Annotated in this window: 16 protein-coding genes and 1 pseudogene; 11 read left to right on the top strand and 6 right to left on the bottom strand. The window is 40.6% G+C overall.

The features are described from left to right. Positions 1-43: 43 nt before the first annotated feature. From B9T23_RS03200 to asd, 3 genes are all read right to left on the bottom strand, one after another. On the bottom strand, positions 44-1,396 hold the full coding sequence (locus B9T23_RS03200) for a hypothetical protein (protein ID WP_067722108.1): 1,353 nt from the start codon (positions 1,394-1,396) through the stop codon (positions 44-46). Positions 1,397-1,466: 70 nt separating this feature from the next. Beyond that, complete coding sequence (locus B9T23_RS03195; protein WP_086192969.1) at positions 1,467-2,924, bottom strand: type IV pilus assembly protein FimV; 1,458 nt, start codon at positions 2,922-2,924, stop codon at positions 1,467-1,469. A gap of 143 nt (positions 2,925-3,067) precedes the next feature. Then, on the bottom strand, positions 3,068-4,186 hold the full coding sequence (gene asd, locus B9T23_RS03190) for an aspartate-semialdehyde dehydrogenase (RefSeq protein WP_086192968.1): 1,119 nt from the start codon (positions 4,184-4,186) through the stop codon (positions 3,068-3,070). 187 nt (positions 4,187-4,373) lie between these two features. Between asd and B9T23_RS03185 the strand changes: the two genes are divergently transcribed. Next, entirely contained in the window at positions 4,374-5,510 is a 1,137-nt protein-coding gene (locus B9T23_RS03185; protein WP_086192967.1) for an endonuclease/exonuclease/phosphatase family protein, read from the top strand. 336 nt (positions 5,511-5,846) lie between these two features. Continuing rightward, the gene (locus B9T23_RS17130) at positions 5,847-5,972 is read left to right on the top strand and encodes a hypothetical protein (protein ID WP_265733064.1); all 126 of its coding nucleotides are present in this window, start codon (positions 5,847-5,849) and stop codon (positions 5,970-5,972) included. Between the two features lie 118 nt (positions 5,973-6,090). On the opposite strand, the gene B9T23_RS03180 is transcribed toward B9T23_RS17130, so the two are convergent. From B9T23_RS03180 to B9T23_RS03170, 3 genes are all read right to left on the bottom strand, one after another. Further along, entirely contained in the window at positions 6,091-7,197 is a 1,107-nt protein-coding gene (locus B9T23_RS03180) for a glycosyltransferase family 4 protein (RefSeq protein ID WP_086192966.1), read from the bottom strand. Between the two features lie 36 nt (positions 7,198-7,233). Beyond that, positions 7,234-8,169, bottom strand: coding sequence for an LpxL/LpxP family Kdo(2)-lipid IV(A) lauroyl/palmitoleoyl acyltransferase (lpxL, locus tag B9T23_RS03175; protein WP_086192965.1), 936 nt, complete (start codon positions 8,167-8,169; stop codon positions 7,234-7,236). Between the two features lie 106 nt (positions 8,170-8,275). Then, positions 8,276-10,171, bottom strand: a complete 1,896-nt coding sequence (locus B9T23_RS03170; protein ID WP_086192964.1) for an ATP-binding cassette domain-containing protein — start codon at positions 10,169-10,171, stop codon at positions 8,276-8,278. A 33-nt stretch (positions 10,172-10,204) separates the two neighbouring features. Here B9T23_RS03170 and B9T23_RS03165 point away from each other — a divergent pair, with 33 nt between their 5' ends. From B9T23_RS03165 to B9T23_RS03125, 9 genes and pseudogenes are all read left to right on the top strand, one after another. Beyond that, entirely contained in the window at positions 10,205-10,450 is a 246-nt protein-coding gene (locus tag B9T23_RS03165; RefSeq protein ID WP_067722094.1) for a SlyX family protein, read from the top strand. Between the two features lie 98 nt (positions 10,451-10,548). Further along, on the top strand, positions 10,549-11,547 hold the full coding sequence (locus B9T23_RS03160) for a hypothetical protein (protein WP_086192963.1): 999 nt from the start codon (positions 10,549-10,551) through the stop codon (positions 11,545-11,547). A gap of 71 nt (positions 11,548-11,618) precedes the next feature. Further along, positions 11,619-12,068 carry an ammonium transporter gene (locus tag B9T23_RS03155; RefSeq protein ID WP_067722090.1) on the top strand — a complete coding sequence of 150 codons (450 nt, stop codon included), beginning with the start codon at positions 11,619-11,621 and terminating at the stop codon, positions 12,066-12,068. A gap of 35 nt (positions 12,069-12,103) precedes the next feature. After that, positions 12,104-14,743, top strand: a complete 2,640-nt coding sequence (topA, locus tag B9T23_RS03150) for a type I DNA topoisomerase (protein WP_086192962.1) — start codon at positions 12,104-12,106, stop codon at positions 14,741-14,743. 93 nt (positions 14,744-14,836) lie between these two features. Further along, positions 14,837-15,550: pseudogene (locus B9T23_RS03145) on the top strand (NYN domain-containing protein); the annotation flags it as partial. A 246-nt stretch (positions 15,551-15,796) separates the two neighbouring features. Then, on the top strand, positions 15,797-16,555 hold the full coding sequence (locus B9T23_RS03140) for a hypothetical protein (protein WP_086192960.1): 759 nt from the start codon (positions 15,797-15,799) through the stop codon (positions 16,553-16,555). Positions 16,556-16,690: 135 nt separating this feature from the next. Then, the gene (locus tag B9T23_RS03135) at positions 16,691-17,263 is read left to right on the top strand and encodes an HdeD family acid-resistance protein (RefSeq protein ID WP_086192959.1); all 573 of its coding nucleotides are present in this window, start codon (positions 16,691-16,693) and stop codon (positions 17,261-17,263) included. A gap of 78 nt (positions 17,264-17,341) precedes the next feature. Further along, positions 17,342-18,499, top strand: coding sequence for a glycerate kinase family protein (locus B9T23_RS03130; RefSeq protein ID WP_086192958.1), 1,158 nt, complete (start codon positions 17,342-17,344; stop codon positions 18,497-18,499). After that, a complete protein-coding gene (locus tag B9T23_RS03125) occupies positions 18,500-18,913 on the top strand; it encodes a hypothetical protein (RefSeq protein WP_086192957.1) in 414 nt (137 codons plus the stop codon). Positions 18,914-18,925: the final 12 nt, after the last annotated feature.

Below are 18,925 nucleotides of genomic sequence, written 5' to 3'. Positions count from 1 at the left end.
AAAAGCAGTCAATGATGACTGCTTCATAGTAGAGCGAAATAACTTAAGAAGCTATCTGATTGCGTAACTGATCGGCTTGTTGGCGTTGTTCAGCAGTATATTCAGTTTCTTGCTCTGCCAATAATTCAAGTGCCGATTCAAAAGCACCGAGTTGAATATATTGCTGTGCAAGATCTAAATTCAGGCTGATTTCATTGACTTCAATCAGTTCAGGGAAAGATTGAACTAACGGATCATTTTGATCTGCTTTAGATGCAGATGAGCTGATATTGCTAATATCAAAACTCACACCTGCAGCTTTCGCTGGAGCGGGTTCTACAGGCTGTTGCTCAGTTGTCGTTACAGGCTCTAAATTAAAGTCTAAATCTAAACTTGGCTTAGTTTCTTCAACTGCAATTTTTGCTTCAGTCGGTGCAACAGTTTCTGTAGCTGAAAAATCAAAATTAAATTCAGGTTTCTCATCAAGAACAGGTTCAGCAGTTATAGCTGCATCAGCTATCGTCGTTGTTTGCTCTGCTGCAGGAATATCTAAACTAAAAGAGAAATCTAAAGGTTTGATTTCTTCTGTTACTGGAGTCACTTCTTGCTTAGGAGCGACTGCTACAGGACTCGACTCTAAAGAGAATGTGCTGAAGTCTAAAGGTTTGATTTCTTCAACAGTAGAGGTGGGTACTTCTACTTTTACTTTAGGTGTTTCAACTGGAGATTGATCAAAAGAAATGGTATTGAAGTCTAAGGGTTTAATTTCTTCAACCGCATCGGTTTTGGTTGAAAGCGATTCTTGCTGTAATTGATCGAAAGATTGATGAGGTACTGTCGCAGAGGGTGCAGCAGTATTCATTAATGCATCAAAATCAGCGATGTTTTTTTGTTTAGTCGGGGGGGTAACTGAAGATTCAGGTTGGAAATTTACAGTATTAGTATCTTTGGGGCTTTCAACTTTGCTGTCTTCTTGTTGATATGCTGCTTTTTTAGCAAGCGCTTGTTCTAAAATATCATCAAGCTCTAATGAACGAAGATGGTTAATCAGCTGCTTTGTTGCGAATTCATCTTTTTGCAAGATATGAATTTCGAGCAACAGTAAATACAGTTCATGCTGAGAATTGTCTTTATTTAATGCCTGATTAATCTGTGCTTCAGCAGAGAAAAAGTTACGCTCACGGATGAGCGCTTCAATTTTATTGCGAATATCAGCAGATAAAGGGGTGGTTTTTTTCTTCTCAACAGCAGGATTTTCCGCAATTTGAGTTTTTTGCGGGGTCTTTTTTGTTGAGCTTGCTTTTTTAGCTTTCGTCTTGGATGTGGACGTTTGCTCTGCTTGTTTATTTGTGTCACGCTTTTTTAATACAATTGCGATCACTAATAATAATATAAACGGAATCACATAAAGCAGCATGTTGTTACCCCTTACAGGATTGAGTTGTTAGCAATAAAACTCATCCCAAAAAATCAAATTGTATAACACCTTAGTGTGTTGGCTTTTTCTCTACTTGTTGTGCTTTCAATTGTTGTTGCAATTGAGCAAGACGAGTATTTAATAATTGAATTCTGTGATCCTTGTGACGCAATGCCAATTCTAACTGTGTTACGTTTCTCTGTAATTTAACGGTTTTTTTACGCGATGTCATAACTTTTAATGATAACTCGTTCGATGTTTGATTTTTTTCTGTGTTCTTTTTAGCAGAACCGCTGGCTGAATCTTGTTCTTTCTCTGCAACCAGGCTCATCTCCGCTTGATTTAGACGGTATTTGGCTTTACCTGATTGGTTAGACGGTGTTTTTGCTACATTCGAAACACTTACTTTTTTGTCTTCTTTTTGGCTATTGCTGGTGTTTAAATTCAATGCCGCACCACGACGTAAGCGATTCACATCACCCTGAATAAAGGCATGTTCATTATTCGCCTTGATCTGTTTCATGACCTCACCGATCGGTCGATTTTGCTCAGTTGCCACACGTGAAGCGATCGCCCAAAGAGACTCATTGGATTGCACCACATGCTTTGTGGTCTGTGCTGTAGCCACCACACGCTCAGTTTGTTGTTTTGGTTGCTTATGAGTAGGCGTAGGCGTCTCTGGCTTGGTTTTTGCAGCAGCTTGTTCAGCTGGTTTTTCGGCTATTTTATTTTCTGCTACTTTTTGAGTCGGTGATTCTGCATATTTTTTCACTAATGGGTCTGCAGAAAAACTTGTATTGGACGTTATTTTGTTCGACGCAAGAGGATTGTCGTTGATCTGATCTTTTGTCGTGATTTTTTCTGGTGCTGATGTTTTTATTTCAGCACCAGTTTCATTCGTTTGTGCTGACGGCATACTCATTGATGAGATGACCACAGGCGCGGGAGTCATGGCATTTAAACTCGGGGGCGCTGCTTTTTGTACCATTAATGGGGCTTCAAATGATTTATAAGCCGCTGGTTGTGTTTTTGCAAGCTGATATTGAGTGCTTTCAGGCAAGTGCAAGGCAATATCTTTTTCACTGACAATGGTAATGGGAGCTAAATGTTTTTCATTGTTTGCAATACTTGCCTGAGTATTGGTGCTGCCACGTTGTAGCGGTGTTTTAATATGCTGTAAGCGTGTTGCATTGCCTTCCTGAATTTTAATAATAATATTCAGTTCAGCTTCAGTCAGTGGACGTGAAGAGGTAATGGTAATCACGCCATTACCAGAGCCATCACGACGGGTAAAAAAATTAAGATGTCCAGGTGGCTGATGGGCAACGCCTAAAGTAGTGATGTCTTCTGCACTTGCCAAGCTGGCTTGTATTTGTGAATTAGGATCAGCTTGGCGGAAATTCATTTCAGCATAGAGTAATTCACCCGGTGCAGATTGAATTTGAATAGGATCAATAGTAATCGCATGAATATTCTGTGAAGTAATAATGGCTAAAATGGCAATCTTTAATTTGTTATATGCGGTCATCTTAATTTTTAGCTCAATTTTGTATCGCATTGCGAAAGTTGTAGATTAACGAGATGTTGAACAATTGTAAGATATTAACATAAAGGATACATAAAAAAAGCCGATCAATTGTGACCGACTTTTCGTTTTCTTAATTTTAAAAATTAAGCATTTTTATATTCAATTAAGATGCGAAGCATACGGCGTAAAGGTTCCGCAGCACCCCAAAGTAATTGGTCACCTACAGTGAATGCGCCTAGATATTCTTTACCCATATTCAGTTTACGTAAACGACCGACAGGAACAGATAATGTACCGGTAACGGCTACAGGAGTCAGGTCAGTCATCGATGCTTCACGGGTATTTGGAACGACTTTTGCCCATGGGTTGGATTGACGAATCATGTCTTCAATTTCATCCAAAGGAACGTCTTTCTTAAGCTTTAAAGTTAAAGCTTGAGAGTGACAACGCATTGCACCAATACGCACGCAGTGACCATCAATCGGAACAATTTGTTGGTTGCCTAAAATCTTGTTGGTTTCAACTTGCGCTTTCCACTCTTCTTTTGACTGACCATTGTCGAGCTGTTTGTCGATATATGGAATCAAAGAACCAGCTAAAGGCACACCGAAGTTGGCAGCAGGGAAGCCTTCACCACGTTGCAAAGATGCAATTTTAGAATCAATGTCTAGAATTGGTGAACGTGGGTCATCGAGCAAGTCTTTGGTATTATTATATAAATAACCCATACCTGTGATCAGTTCACGCATGTTTTGTGCGCCTGCACCTGATGCTGCCTGATAAGTCATTGCAGTCATCCACTCGACCAAATTGTTTTGGTAAAGCGCGCCCATGCTCATCAACATCAATGAAACGGTACAGTTACCGCCCACAAATGTTTTAGTGCCATTGACTAAACCATCTTTAATCACGTTCATGTTGACTGGATCAAGTACGATGATGGCTTCATCATCCATACGTAGGGTAGATGCAGCATCAATCCAGTAACCGTTCCAGTTTTCCGCTTTTAATTTAGGGAAAACTTCAGAGGTGTAATCACCACCTTGGCAGGTAATAATGACATCCATTTGCTTCAGACTGCTAATGTCTGATGCATCCATAAGTGCTGGGGCAGTCTTACCACCAAACGCAGGGGCTTCACCACCGGCATTACTGGTAGAAAAATAGAATGGCTCAAAATGAGCGAAATCATTCTCTTCAACCATACGTTGCATGAGGACAGAACCAACCATCCCGCGCCAACCGACCAGACCTACTTTCATGTCACTTTGCCTCGGTGCGTAAAAAAATAAAAGGGGGCTTGAGTGTATCAAAAGCGACCACAACTGCAAGTACTACACAATGAAAACATCAATATTATTGAGGGGAATATCTTGTTTATGTTACATACAAAATTGATAAAGTTATTTCATCAAAGAAAAACTAAAAGCTACAAAAGAGTAGATGCTTATGATTTGGGTGGAGTTAATTTCAGTTTTTGTCATATGGCTGACATTTTGGTCATTGATTCCACGAGATGAATGGTGGATTCGAGGTGCTGATTTTCCACGGTTGCAAATTTTAGTTTTGGGACTGATTGCTTTTGTGCTGTTATTGGTCTGGGATCAGCCGTGGGATCTATGGCGTCAAATTATCTTTATTGCTTTGATTGCTGCACTGGCTTATCAACTTAAAATGGTGCTGCCTTATACTTTTATCTGGAAAAAGCAGGTCAAAAAAGTTCGCAAGAATCAGCTCAATCCAGATAAGCAAATCTCTTTGATTGTTTGCAATGTATTGACTACAAATGATAAATACCACTTGTTGATTGAACAGATTCAAAAACATCAACCTGATTTGATCCTCACATTAGAATCAGATCAAACTTGGCAAAATGCACTTTCAGTGATTGAAAAAGATTATCCATATCGTGTGCCGGTACCGTTGGATAATTTGTATGGCATGCATCTGTATAGCCGTCTTGAGTTGAAAGATACCGAAGTCAAATTCATTTTAAGTGATGAAATTCCTTCCATTCATACCACGGTGATTTTACCTTCAGGCCAACCTGTACAACTCTATTGCTTGCACCCTAAACCGCCCAGCCCAACCGAAGCCAAAGACTCGACACTCCGTGATGCAGAACTTTTAATTGTCGGAGATCAAATTAAAGGTTTGGATGAAAGCTGTATTGTGATGGGGGATTTGAATGACGTGGCATGGTCAAGAACCACACGATTATTTCAGCGGATTAGTGGGCTGCTTGATCCGCGTGTAGGACGGCATTATATCAATACTTTTCATGCAGATTATCCATTGTTACGCTGGTCACTAGATCATATATTTCATAGTACCGATTTTGCCTTGGTGCATATGAAACGTTTACCTCATATTGGCTCAGATCATTTTCCTGTGTATGTCGTGCTACAAACCGGTCGTGTTTTTGAGCGAGTCCAAGACGAGTTAGAACAAACTGATGCAGATGAACAGGAAGCACAAGAAGCTATTCAGGAAGGCATTGAAAAAGCAGAAAAAGAAGAAAAATTAGTGACTGATGAAATTGCACAGGACTATAAAAATGGCCCGAAAGTAGCTCAAAGCAATTAAAGGAAAAGTGTACGAAATGGCTTACATTGATTTAGGTTAATTGCGAATAGTTCTTTTTTTCATTTCTGTTTAATCTAGACTCATCAGCCAAGGAGTTGGGAACGGAAAATCCCATTATGGAAGACGATGTTGGGCTGATGGTGAGTCATCATGGATATGATGCAGCAATGGATAGCACGAATATAATAAAAATATGATCTGAAAAGCACAACCTTATATACCCGAGTTTTGCAGGATGCAGAACTCGGGTTATGCTTTTATAGAAGATCCTAAAAATAAAATTCAGCTATGTATTTATCAAAGTTTCAATAACTTAAAATAGGTGTTGGTCGATTAATGATGGAAGCAATGTTATTAAAATATAATGATTTTCATCAAAAAAATTTAGTTGCTGAACATCAAGCCATAGAAATTTACGAATCAATAGGTTTTGTTCCAGTAGGACAGACTGAGTCTATGTGAATCTATACAGGAACAGAACATTGATCATTTTTAGATGATTCATTTAAGTCTATCTTTTTATGCCCAACCTATTTTTGTATGTCACGAAGACATCATCCACAGACTGGGCTAAACAAATTTAATCTAAGCTTAAAACCTGTTTATATAAATGAATGGTCTGATCACACATCTCTTTTAAGCTAAACATCGTGACTGGCTCAACTGCTTGGGGCTGATCAATATGATGCTTTACGGCATTTAATAGTGCAGATTGATCATTTACCTCAATTAAACCTTGCGGATAAACATTGGATAAAATCTCTGCCACACCGCCACGATTCCAGCCAATCACGGGTGTTCCCACCGATAATGCTTCTAATGCCGTACGACCAAAAGTTTCCGCCTGATTTGAAAGAGAAAGCACCACATCACTAAAAGCCAGCCACTCACGAATATCGGAACGATGACCAACAAAGGTGATTTTGTCGCTTAAACCTTTGCTTTGAATATTGTCCTGCATTTCTTTTAAGTAAGCTGCTTTTTTGGGATCCGCTCCACCCACCACCACAGCATGTAGGTTTGGATACTGGTTTTGCAGTTGCTCCATTAATTCAATTAAAGTTTCATGTCCTTTTAAACGGGTAATACGCCCGGGAAGGCAGACTAAAAACTTATTTTCCAGTTGAGGGAAATCTTTAAAAGTTTGATTGACCCATTGTGCAGAAGGTTGATAGCCGTGAGGAAACTCTTGCGGTGAAATCCCGCGATAAATGCGCACAATATTTTCAGGCGGACAGTTTTTATAATGCTCGGTAATGTATTTCACCACACTGTCAGAAACGGCAATCACTGTTTCCGCTTGCGTCATGATGGCACTATAACGATTAGTAGAATAAAAGCCGTGCACCGTTGAAATGAGATGTGGGCGTTTATGTGCCGGAATGCCTTTTAATGCAAAATGAGTCAGCCATGCAGGCACACGCGAACGAACATGCACGATATCGGGTTGATGTTGCTCAATTAGCTTGCGCAAAGGTCGTATTTGCCAAAGACTGGATAAAGATTTTTTATGAATCGCTAAAGTGAGATGTTGTGAACCTTCCGCTTCAAGTTGGGCAACCAGACGTCCACCATTTGAAACCACCAAAGATTCGTGACCGTCTGCAACAAGCGCACGTGCAATTTCCAGTGTGCCACGTTCAACACCACCACTGTTTAATTCAGGAAGAAGCTGCATAATTTTCATAGGTGTTATCTTCATTATTTTAAAGGGTGGGATTGATTAATAAATCTTGTCATAGCCTTCAGGGCGAGTTTTAAAGCGACGGTGAAACCACATATATTGAGTCGGTGCAATACGCAGCTGATTTTCAATGATCTTGTTGACGCGAGTGGCATCATCGACTTCATCTTCGCTCGGTAGATTTTCTACCGGTGCTTCAATTAAGACTTTGTATTGAGGATTGGCAATATCGCCATCACGATAGAAATATAGCGGAATCGCGGCGGCTTTGGTCATCTTTATTAACCGACGATGTGCAGTGACTGTTGCAGCAGGCACACCAAAAAAGGGCGCCATCACGCCTTGTTTTAGGCCATAGTCTTGGTCGGGACTGTACCAAATCGCACGCCCATTTTTTAAATGACGAATTAGACCACGCATATCATCATGGTCAATTTGATTGGCGTAAATGGTGGCCCGGCAGCGGTAGATCAGCATATCCAGAAGTGGATTATTCTGCGGACGATAGACCACATCAGGCTCAAAATATTGAGCACATAAATAACCGCCGGCATCCAATAATGTTGAATGCGTGCCTAACAGTAAAACGCCTTTGCCCTCAGCTTGTGCTTTTTGGAGATGTTCCAGACCTTCAATACTGACACGACCTTTAAACCACTGCGGGCAATACCACGCATTTAAAGTTTCAAAAATCCCAATCATTTGATCGACAAAAACTTGTCGGGTATTTTCCTGAACTTGTTCGGTTGTCCATTCTGGAAAACAGAGCTCTAAATTCCGAATTGCTGTTTCACGACGCGATTTGAGCTGATTGAATGCAATATTGCCTAAAAAAGTGGCTAAACGATACTGAATGGCCCACGGTAAAATTGCCAGAATCATTAAAAATATGATTCCAATCCAAATGCCCCAATATTTAGGAAGAAGGAAAGACCATTGAAACTCACCCGGTTTGTAGTCTGGCTTTTTACTCATAATGACCGTTTATACCAAAAGTTATCTGCAGTTTAACATGAAGTTATTTTCTAAATAAAAAAGCACCTGCAAAATACTTTACAGGTGCTTCGATGATGCGGCTAAATTAGTTGCCTTGGGTCAGGTTTTCTAATTCATCCCAACGTTCTAATTTTTCAAGCAATAGCTCGTCAATTTCAGCTAAACGTTGTGATGCTTGAGCGGCTGCATCGGCATCTTTAACAAATAAAGAGCCATCTGCAAGCTGCTCATTTAGCTCTGCTTGTTCTTTCTCTAACGCTTCAATTTCAACCGGCAATTGCTCTAAAGCACGCTGATCTTTATAGCTCAACTTTACTTTTTTCGGCGCAGCTGCTTCCGCTTTAGCGACGGCTTTCTTGGCATCGCTTTTCAGACCTACAGCAGTTTGATCAGGGCGTTGTTCTAGATAGTCCTGATAACCACCGATGTATTCATCAATATGACCTTTACCATCAAACACCCAAGTCGATGTTACGACATTATCCATGAATGCACGGTCATGCGAGATCAAAAGCAATGTACCGGTATAGCCACCGAGCATTTCTTCTAATAGCTCAAGCGTCACCATATCCAAGTCATTGGTTGGCTCATCCATCACAATTAAATTCGATGGTTTAAGGAGTAGTTTCGCCAATAGAATACGGTTACGTTCACCACCAGACAAGGCTTTTACCGGAGTACGCGCACGTTCAGGCGAGAACAGGAAATCTTGAAGATAACTGTAGATATGACGACGACCACCATTGACATCGACAAAGTCCGAACCTTCAGAAATGTTGTCTTTAACCGATTTTTCCAGATCCAGTGCATTACGCAGTTGGTCGAAATAGGCCACTTCCAGCTGGGTACCGGTTTTTACTGTGCCGCCATGCTCAAGCTCACCTAAAATGGCTTTGATCAGTGTTGTTTTACCAACACCATTGTCACCGACCAAGCCAATACGGTCGCCACGAAGTACCAATGCAGAGAAATCTTTGATGATTGGTTCTTGATCGCCAAAAGCAACACTTAAATGTTCGATATCGAACACCAATTTACCCGAGCGGTTGGTGTCTTGCGTTGCCATGCTCACTTTGCCTTGTTGCGAGCGACGTGCTTTAGATTCTTCACGTAAATCTTTCAGCGCACGTACACGACCTTCGTTACGGGTACGGCGGGCTTTAATGCCCTGGCGAATCCAGACTTCTTCTTCAGCCAAACGTTTATCGAATAAAGCATTTTGCTTTTCTTCAGCTTCCATTTGTTGTGCTTTAAGATCAAGGTAACGTGTGTAGTTACCTTCATAGCTGCGCAAAGTACCACGATCGAGTTCGACAATACGCGTTGCAATGCTGTCAACAAATGAACGGTCATGCGAAATAAATAATAAGGTTAAATTATTTTGATCAAGCAAGAATTTTTCTAACCATTCAATACTTTCAACGTCCAAGTGGTTGGTTGGTTCGTCGAGTAAAAGTACATCGGGTTGGGTGAGTAGCGCACGTGCTAATAGGACACGACGTTTACGACCACCGGATAAATCGGCTAAATCGGCATCAGGGTCTAAACCCATTTTGCTTAAAATAGAATTTACTTTGGTTTCCAAAGCCCAACCATCGACCTGATCGAGTTTGTGCTGCAGGTTACCCATGCGGTCGCATGCTTCCATATCGCCGAGTACACAAGCATCACTGGCTTCGTGATAGGCTCTGAGTACAGTAGCCGCTTCACCTGCACCGTCGGCAACGATGTCAGCGACTTTACCAGAATCCATGGGTACATCTTGAGCAAGCATGGAAATGGTGATGCCATTTTGTATAGAAACTTCACCGCGATCCGGTAGTAAACTTCCCTCAATGAGTTTAAGTAAAGTAGACTTACCTTCACCGTTACGGCCAATCAAACAAACTCGTTCACCGCGTTCCAAATTGAAGTTCGCGCCGTCGAGCAGGGAAGGTCCGCCAAACGCGAGTTGGACATCCCTTAACGTAATATAGGCCATACTGTTTCCTGAAATCCAAAATGAGGACTTAAAATGACTAAACAAAAAAATCTTAATGATCAGGCGTCATTTTCCGCACCCATAGAAGATTTGCAAGTGCGAATTACATTTTTAGATGATTTAGTTGAACAATTAAATGAACAGGTGTCTCTGCAACATGCCGAAATAGCTGATTTGAAAAAACAAATGCAGTTTTTGTATCAACGCATTGAGTCTTCCGATTTATCCGATGGAATTGCCGCTTTTGATCCAATGACCAATCGCCCACCGCATTATTGATTCAATGTTCACGGGTCTTTTTGCTGAATTGATTTGACCTTTTCATTCAGGCTCGCTCTAATGCGGGCTCAAAGTTTGCTTACTTGTCTATTGAGATTATGTCCAACAAAGTCGTTCTTCTTGATCTTGAAAAGAATATGCCTAACGCACAATTGTTGCGTGACATCATTCAACACTACGCTGTAATTTACCTATTTAACTGCCAAGGAAAGTTTGAATACTCACTTGAAGATTTAACCGAATTTTCAGGTTGGGTGAGTAGTGGACAAGTGGTCATCTTAGAAACTGCTGAGGTCGATCATAAAGAATTTGAATATGCGGTTGTAGTCGGGCAACTGATTGCATTGTTAGAACCTGACACGACGATTGAAGTCATTTCTGCCATGCCAAGCAGTGAAATCCTGCTTGAGATGATGCAATCCTCAGACATGAACTGTCACTTGATTCAAATTCAGGCTGAAAAATCTTGTTTAAATTCAAAATATAAAATCCCAAGTGTCAAAACGATTAAGCAAAAACCAGATTTACTATTAATCAAAAAATATTGTGATGCCTTGGCTAAAATGAAGGGCAAACCGAACTCGATTGAGAAGCTCAAAAACTCGATCAGTAATATTTTGCAAGTTGAAAGTGACCAGGCGCAGCAGCTGATTGCTTTACTGATTAATCTAAAAATTGTGAAATGTTATGATGAGCAAATTAATTTCCGTAAAAAACTATTAAAACAATGGACGGAACTTGATTTAGAGCAAGCAACACCTTCAGAAACAGCACACAATATTTCCCCGATTTTTGCTCAACTACAAACAGAATCTTCCTCAGATGAAGAACTGGAGCATTCAAATACCATTCATCATGCGCAAAAAGATTTATTTAAAAACTTCTCTAAAATTGATCCGGTTCAGGTCATTGTTGCGCGTAAATTGCGCGAATTAAAGTCGGACAAGCCGAAAGATATTTATGCCTTGCGTGATTTACTGGAGCAAATGTTCCCAAAATCGGATGTTAGATTATTACTTAAGGAGTTGATTGAAAAGGGATATATCTACTGGAATGGCAGTGAAGTGCTGTATAGTCACGAGATGTTCTTGAATTAATTTCATCGTTGTAACTTGCGTTTTATATTCAGCTTATGCAACTCTAATAAAGGAATAGACAAGGTTGTACTATGGAAAATACCGGTATTTGGGTCATTGGCTTCATCATTCTATTTGTTTTGGGCTCGATTTTGGGTCTTCGCGTCAGTCCGCGAGAAAAAGCATTAGGCATGATGCGTGAGAAAGCACGCAAGATGGCACTGCACCCACGTTTAGTCGCAGCTCCCGATTGGACAAAAATTCCAATGGCTTCTGAAAAGCGTGCCAGTATGGTGGCCTATTACAGCGTACTTATTCCAGATGCACGTCTGCCTTTAATGCGTGCGCGTGTTGAAGATCAAAAGCTAAAACTTGTGCAGGGTGATGATAAGTTTAACGATTTGCCCATTGCATTAAAGGGCATTTATGCTATTGATATGCAGGCAAACTGTGTAGGACTCTATTGGGATGAAGAATCTGACCTTCGAGCAACACAGTTAGATGACATCAAAACCTATTTACAGTCTTTGGCTGAACTTTAATTTATAAACGAAACACACAGGATTAACGGTTAACTATGGCGAACGCTCCTCGGTCTACATCCAAAAGCACCACAGCAAAATCACCGAGTGCTGCGAAAAAGCGTGCCTTAGTGATTGTGGAGTCGCCTGCAAAAGCGAAAACAATCAATAAATACCTCGGCTCGGATTACATTGTGAAATCATCCGTTGGTCATGTCCGTGACTTACCGACCGGTGGTTCTAAAAGTACAGAAAAAAAACCTGTATCACGTGCCAAACTCACCGATGAGCAAAAAACTGAAAAAGCACAAACGGCTTTGGTTAATCGGATGGGCGTCGACCCTGAACACGATTGGAAGGCTCACTATGAAGTGCTTCCGGGTAAAGAGCATGTCGTTGCTGAACTGAAAAAACTGGCATCACAAGTCGATGAAATCTACCTCGCAACGGATATGGACCGTGAAGGGGAAGCGATTGCCTGGCATTTAAAAGAAGTGATCGGTGGAGATGATTCACGTTATCAACGTGTGGTCTTTAACGAAATTACCAAAAATGCGATTCAGGAAGCCTTTAAGCATCCCTCACGTTTAGATATCGACAAAGTAAATGCCCAGCAAGCACGCCGTTTCTTAGACCGCGTGGTAGGCTTTATGATTTCGCCATTATTGTGGGAAAAAATTGCCCGCGGTTTATCGGCAGGTCGTGTGCAATCGGTTGCAGTAAAATTGGTGGTAGAACGTGAACGTGAGATTCGCGCTTTTATTCCTGAAGAATACTGGCAAGTGTTTGCAGATACCAAATCATCAAGCGATGACATTCGGTTAGAAGCAGTCAAACAAGGTGGTAAAACCTTAAAACTGCAAAATAAAGCCCAAACGGATGCTTTATTAAAAATTCTGAACAATGCTGAATATAAAGTTACCACGCGTGAAGATAAACCGACCAAGGTTAATCCAAGCGCACCTTATATCACCTCGACCCTGCAACAGGCAGCAAGCACACGTTTAGGTTTCTCTGTAAAGAAAACCATGACGATGGCGCAGCGTCTGTATGAAGCAGGTTTTATTACCTATATGCGTACTGACTCAACTTTCTTAAGTGATGATGCGGTCAATATGGTACGTAATCATATCGAATTGGAATTTGGCGAGAAATATCTTCCTGCCAAGCCAAATCGTTATGGCAACAAAGCCGGTGCGCAAGAAGCCCATGAAGCGATTCGTCCATCCAATGTGGCTTTAAAAGGTGATCAGCTGGTCGGTGTCGATCGTGATGCACAACGTTTATATGACTTGATTTGGCGTCAGTTTGTCGCGTGTCAAATGACACCGGCAGAATACCTATCTTCAACGATTCTGGTTGATGCTAATGGTGTTGAGCTGAAAGCTAAAGGTCGTACCTTGGTATTTGATGGTTTCACCAAAGTGCGCGCTGCAAACAAGGCAGATGACGATATTTTGCTGCCTGCAGTTAAAGTGGGCGAAGTGCTTAAACTTGAGAAGCTTGATCCATCTCAACACTTCACTAAACCACCTGCACGTTTTACCGAAGCGTCACTGGTTAAAGAATTAGAGAAAAAAGGCATTGGTCGTCCATCAACCTATGCGGCAATTATTTCAACCATTCAGGATCGTGGTTATGTGAAGTTGGATAACCGTCGTCTCTTTGCCGAGAAGATGGGTGAAATCGTGACCGATCGTCTCGATGAAAACTTCAATAACTTGATGAATTACGCTTTTACCGCTGATCTTGAAGGTCAGCTCGATAAAGTAGCCATGGGCGAGCGCAACTGGAAAGAGTTACTGAATAATTTCTACGGTGACTTTAAAAAACGTTTAACCACAGCACAGGGCGAAAACGGCATGCGTCGTAATCAACCTATTGAAGTTGAAGCGGTCCATTGTCCTGAATGCTCACGTCCAATGCAGATTCGTACCGGTACAACGGGTGTATTCTTAGGATGTTCAGGCTACAACTTGCCGCCAAAAGAGCGTTGTAAAGGTACCTTGAACCTGACTCCGGTTGAGTCACTTGCAGCCTTGTCTGATGATGATGCAGCAGAAACTGCCGACTTAATGTCGAAAAAACGTTGCCCGATTTGTGAAACGGCAATGGACAGTTATGTGATTGATGGTGGTCGTAAATTGCATGTCTGTGGTAATAATCCGGACTGTGCCGGTTTTGAACTTGAAGAAGGCGAGTTCAAAATTAAAGGTTACGATGGTCCAACCATTCCATGTGACAAATGTGATGGTGAAATGCAGCTCAAGACGGGTCGTTTTGGACCGTACTTTGCCTGCACCAGCTGTGACAATACCCGTAAAGTATTGAAGAGCGGTCAACCTGCGCCTCCACGTGTCGATCCAATTAAAATGGAACATTTACGTTCAACCAAACACGATGACTTCTTTGTCCTTCGTGATGGTGCAGCCGGCTTATTCTTGGCAGCAAGTAAATTCCCGAAAGTTCGTGAAACACGTGCACCGAAAGTCGCCGAACTCCGTTCGGTAGCTGAACAGCTTGATCCGAAATATCAGTTTATTTTGCAAGCTCCAGATGCAGATCCTGAAGGTAATCCAGCATTGGTGAAATTCAGCCGTAAGAACCAAGCGCAGTATATTGGTTCTGAAAATGCTGAAGGCAAGCAAACCAAGTGGAGCCTTGTTTTCCAAGATGGGAAATGGGTTGAAGCGTAATTTTTAAGAAGTGAAAAAATGCTGACGAAAGTCGGCATTTTTTATGTCAGAATGATTTATATAAGAACTTAAAAATATTGATTTGGGGTGATAGTGGAAATTCAATCAAAAAAATTAGCAGTGTTAATAGATGCTGATAACGCATCCATTTCTAGTGTGTCTTCAATTTTAGAAGAAGTGGCTAAATATGGAATTGCTAGTGTTAAAAGAATTTATGGTGATTGGAGTAATCCAGCTTTAAAAGGTTGGTACGACATTGCTTTAAAATACGGTATGACACCAGTTCAACAATATGCATATACAGTTTCAAAAAATGCTACTGATATTGCAATGGTGATTGATGCTATGGAGCTTCTTTATACGGGAACATTTCAAGGTTTCTGTATTATTTCAAGTGATAGTGATTTTACACCTTTGGCATTGAAAATTCGCGAGAAGGGTTTATTTGTACATGGCTTTGGCAAAAGTACGACACCAATTTCATTTGTAAGTGCATGCGATAAATTTATTGATGTTAAGAATTTGGTTGTGGGTGAGACTATAGATTTAAAAGAAAGTACTAATGAAAAAGTTACTCAAGGACAAATAAGTATTGATAAAGATGTCCTAACACTGATTTTGAAAACGATTCGAGACAAAGCAGATGAACACGGGTGGGCAAATTTATTAACAGTTAACCAATATATTAGTGTTGTTAAACCAGATTTTGATTCAAGAGCTTATGGTCGCGCAAAGTTTTCAGGTTTAATTCGCTCTTTAGAATTATTTGAAATTAAGGAAGTTAAAAGTCAGTTATTAGTAAGAAAAAGAACATTTAAAGTAATTATTAAACTAGCTCAGGAAGCATTAAAAGTAGCCTCTAATGAAAATAACTGGGTCAACATAAATACCGTTGTGGAGAATATTAAAAATTTAGAACCAGAGTTGAATATTGAACCTTATGGTTTTGAATCTATAGAAAAAGCTATTTTTTCAATTAATGGTGGATGGGTCGAATTTAGTGGAAATAAGATTAAATTAGGTAAAACTTTGGCATAAGGTAGCAAAAAATCTATGTGGAAAAAAATTCGGGTACTGTGTTTACTCATTATTTTATTCATCGTGGCAGTCAATGCTTATCGTGACCAGAACCAAGACTGGTCCAAACCTATTATTGTCATGCTGCATCCCATCAATGCAGATGGGCAGGTTGCTACCCAAAACTATATTCAGACCCTTAACTTATCTGAATTAACTGCTGCACAAGACTACCTGAAACAGATGTCGTCTGAATATCGTGGACAACCAATTTCTATATATTTCCAAATGGGGCGAGAACTCAAACAACTTCCACCTAAAGTACCTGAGCATGCAAGCATGCTGTATACCATTTTATGGAGTTTAAAGTTCCGTTTTTATGCATGGAAACAGCATGAAAGCAAAGATGGCTCACCCAGTGTGACTTTGTTTTTAAATTATTATGATCCTGCACAAACTAAAGAATTAAAGCATTCAACCGCCTTGCAAAAAGGGCGGATTGGTTCGGTCAATTTATTTGCCTCTAAAAAACAGTCTGAACAAAACAAAATTGTGCTGGTACATGAATTACTTCATGCTTTTGGTGCGACGGATAAATACGACTTGGCGACCGGGCAACCCCTGTATCCAATAGGTTATGCGTACCCCAATCAAAAGCCTTTATTTCCTCAAGCCAAATGTGAGTTGATGGCGGGACATATTCCTGTATCACTCGATAAAAGTAAGATGCCTGATACTTTGCAACAGACATTAATTAATGAAATTACCGCGATTGAATTGGGCTGGAAAAAATAATCTTGTGGATAACGCTTAATTTATCCACAGCTCAACTTACTGATGTGGATAAAAATGTCGCATATTCATAACAGACATCTGTTTTAAAATATTGAAAAATAAACCTGTTCCTAAACAAAAGACTTGAGAAGAAACATGAAAACAGTAGGAAATGATTTAGTTAGACATCAGCTGCATGAAAATCGAAAGTGGTACTTAGGTCTAGGCATTCTGCTTATCCTATTCGGAGTTGTGTTACTGGCGGCTCTACCTTTTGCCACGCTTTCAGTCGTTTTTCTGTTTGGTGTGCTGATGATGATCGGTGGCGTTCTACACTTCATTGCAGCATTTAAAATCTTTGAGGGGGGCTATCGTTGGTTGTGGGCATTGTTCGGTGTGCTGTATCTTGTAGCTGGATATTATGCTTTTACTACCCCGGTAAAAACTGCAATTGTATTGACCAATCTGTTGGCGATTGTATTGATCGTTGCTGGTATCATTCGTATCTTGAGCGCCTTTGTTTTTAAAGCCTATCAAGGTTGGGGATGGGTATTATTTTCTGGCATTCTTACCTTGGTGACAGGGATTGTTATTTTGATGTCACCCGATGCACCGTTCTGGGTGCTGGGTCTATTCCTTGCAGTAGATATTTTATTTCAGGGCATTAACTATCTCACTTTAGCTTCTTATATCAAACATGAAGTGCCAAAAAGCTCTGCCGATGTTTAAACCCAATTCGACCAAAGAGCGCTATATGCGCTCTTTTTTTATTGTATAAAAGATCTATTTATTTCACTTTTGAACATCATGCCTAAAACTTTTGTCCTCGCTCCAGATTCTTTCAAAGAAAGCATGACTGCTGAACAGGCTTGTCAGGCGATGCAACGTGGCATCCAGAAAGTCTTTGCAGAGGCACAGTTTATTCATGTGCCCATGGCCGATGGTGGTGAGGGAACGGTCGATGCTTTGGTTTCTTGCTTAAATGGACAGAGGGTTGATTGTGAAGTCACAGGACCTTTATCCACTCAAAAAGTAAAAACCTATTTTGGCTTAATTGACGACGGTCAAACCGCTGTGATTGAAATGGCAAAAGCCAATGGTATTCATTTGCTCGAACCTTCCCAGCGAAATCCCTTACTGACTACGACTTTCGGTACAGGTGAGATGATTAAAGCTGCACTGAATTTAGGGGTGTCTAAAATCATTATAGGCTTGGGTGGAAGTATTAACAATGATGCCGGTGCAGGTATGGCTCAGGCATTGGGAGCAAAATTTTTAGATGCACACCGCACTGAAGTTGCAGTAGGGGGTGGGCAACTCGATCAAATTCGAACGATTGATATTTCAGGTTTGGATCCACGTTTAAAGCAAGTTGAAATCATGATTGCCAGTGACGTGAATAATCCTTTGACTGGAATCAATGGGGCTTCGCATGTGTTTGGTCCACAAAAAGGTGCAACGCCTGAAATGGTGCAACAGCTTGATCAGAACCTTGCGCAATTTGCAGAACTGGTTGCTCAACAATTAAATATAGATGCAAAAGATATCGCGGGTGCAGGCGCGGCTGGTGGCTTGGGTTTTGGCTTGATGGCATTTGCCGGTGCAAGCATTCGTTCAGGTGTAGAGCTTGTCATTGAACAGACCCAATTGGCAGAGAAAATTACCCAAGCCGACTATGTATTTACTGGCGAAGGCGGCATCGATTTTCAAACCAAATTTGGTAAAACCCCGTTTGGTGTGGCGCAAGTAGCAAAGCGATTGAATAAACCTGTGATTGCCTGTGCAGGCTATATTGGGGAAGATATAGAAGAACTTTATGATGAAGGGTTTACGGCAATTTTTGGAATTGTTGATGGCATTTGTGATTTGCCAACGGCATTAGAAAATGGGGAGAAGAATTTAGAAAGGACGTGTGAGAATATTTGTCGTGTATTATTTCTATCTAAAATAACAAAAGGGAATTAAGTGGATAGCATCTTAATAAATATTATTTTAAGTTTGGTTACAGGCGTAATTGGCGGAGTTATTTCTGGATTATATACGGGAGTTGTATCTGCGAAGTACTCAGCTTTTGAAGAGAGCCGAAGAGAGATTCTTAAAGTATTGAGAAGCATCCATTATGACGATGGTAAATATATTCAAGGACATGAAGAAGATCAGTTAAATCGAATTTGGTTAGCATCATCTGAATTTTTAACTATGGGGCAAAGAGCAGCAGGTTTGCTCACCCGAAATCACTATGGAAAATTAGTTGCTAATATAAGCGGAAATACGAAAGAAAATATTTTAAGTGAACAAATTTTGATGGATTTTCAAATTGAAGTTAGAGAAATGAAAATTAATAAACTAGGATTATTGTTTGGCATTAATGAAAAATAGGATTCGTTTGCC

This window comes from Acinetobacter terrae (assembly GCF_002135195.1).
Lineage (GTDB): Bacteria > Pseudomonadota > Gammaproteobacteria > Pseudomonadales > Moraxellaceae > Acinetobacter > Acinetobacter terrae.
The sequence above is the reverse complement of the archived record's forward strand: the minus strand, read 5'-3'. Positions and strand labels throughout refer to the sequence as shown.

Excerpts from the sequence above, each read along its gene's own strand:
- B9T23_RS03140 (WP_086192960.1), top strand. The coding sequence starts at position 15,797 with ATGTGGAAAAAAATTCGGGTACTGTGTTTACTCATTATTTTATTCATC.
- B9T23_RS03160 (WP_086192963.1), top strand. The coding sequence starts at position 10,549 with ATGTCCAACAAAGTCGTTCTTCTTGATCTTGAAAAGAATATGCCTAAC.
- B9T23_RS17130 (WP_265733064.1), top strand. The coding sequence starts at position 5,847 with ATGATGGAAGCAATGTTATTAAAATATAATGATTTTCATCAAAAAAAT.
- lpxL (WP_086192965.1), bottom strand. The coding sequence starts at position 8,169 with ATGAGTAAAAAGCCAGACTACAAACCGGGTGAGTTTCAATGGTCTTTC.
- B9T23_RS03130 (WP_086192958.1), top strand. The coding sequence starts at position 17,342 with ATGCCTAAAACTTTTGTCCTCGCTCCAGATTCTTTCAAAGAAAGCATG.
- B9T23_RS03135 (WP_086192959.1), top strand. The coding sequence starts at position 16,691 with ATGAAAACAGTAGGAAATGATTTAGTTAGACATCAGCTGCATGAAAAT.
- asd (WP_086192968.1), bottom strand. The coding sequence starts at position 4,186 with ATGAAAGTAGGTCTGGTCGGTTGGCGCGGGATGGTTGGTTCTGTCCTC.
- B9T23_RS03165 (WP_067722094.1), top strand. The coding sequence starts at position 10,205 with ATGACTAAACAAAAAAATCTTAATGATCAGGCGTCATTTTCCGCACCC.
- B9T23_RS03180 (WP_086192966.1), bottom strand. The coding sequence starts at position 7,197 with ATGAAAATTATGCAGCTTCTTCCTGAATTAAACAGTGGTGGTGTTGAA.
- topA (WP_086192962.1), top strand. The coding sequence starts at position 12,104 with ATGGCGAACGCTCCTCGGTCTACATCCAAAAGCACCACAGCAAAATCA.
- B9T23_RS03185 (WP_086192967.1), top strand. The coding sequence starts at position 4,374 with ATGATTTGGGTGGAGTTAATTTCAGTTTTTGTCATATGGCTGACATTT.
- B9T23_RS03200 (WP_067722108.1), bottom strand. The coding sequence starts at position 1,396 with ATGCTGCTTTATGTGATTCCGTTTATATTATTATTAGTGATCGCAATT.
- B9T23_RS03155 (WP_067722090.1), top strand. The coding sequence starts at position 11,619 with ATGGAAAATACCGGTATTTGGGTCATTGGCTTCATCATTCTATTTGTT.
- B9T23_RS03170 (WP_086192964.1), bottom strand. The coding sequence starts at position 10,171 with ATGGCCTATATTACGTTAAGGGATGTCCAACTCGCGTTTGGCGGACCT.
- B9T23_RS03195 (WP_086192969.1), bottom strand. The coding sequence starts at position 2,924 with ATGACCGCATATAACAAATTAAAGATTGCCATTTTAGCCATTATTACT.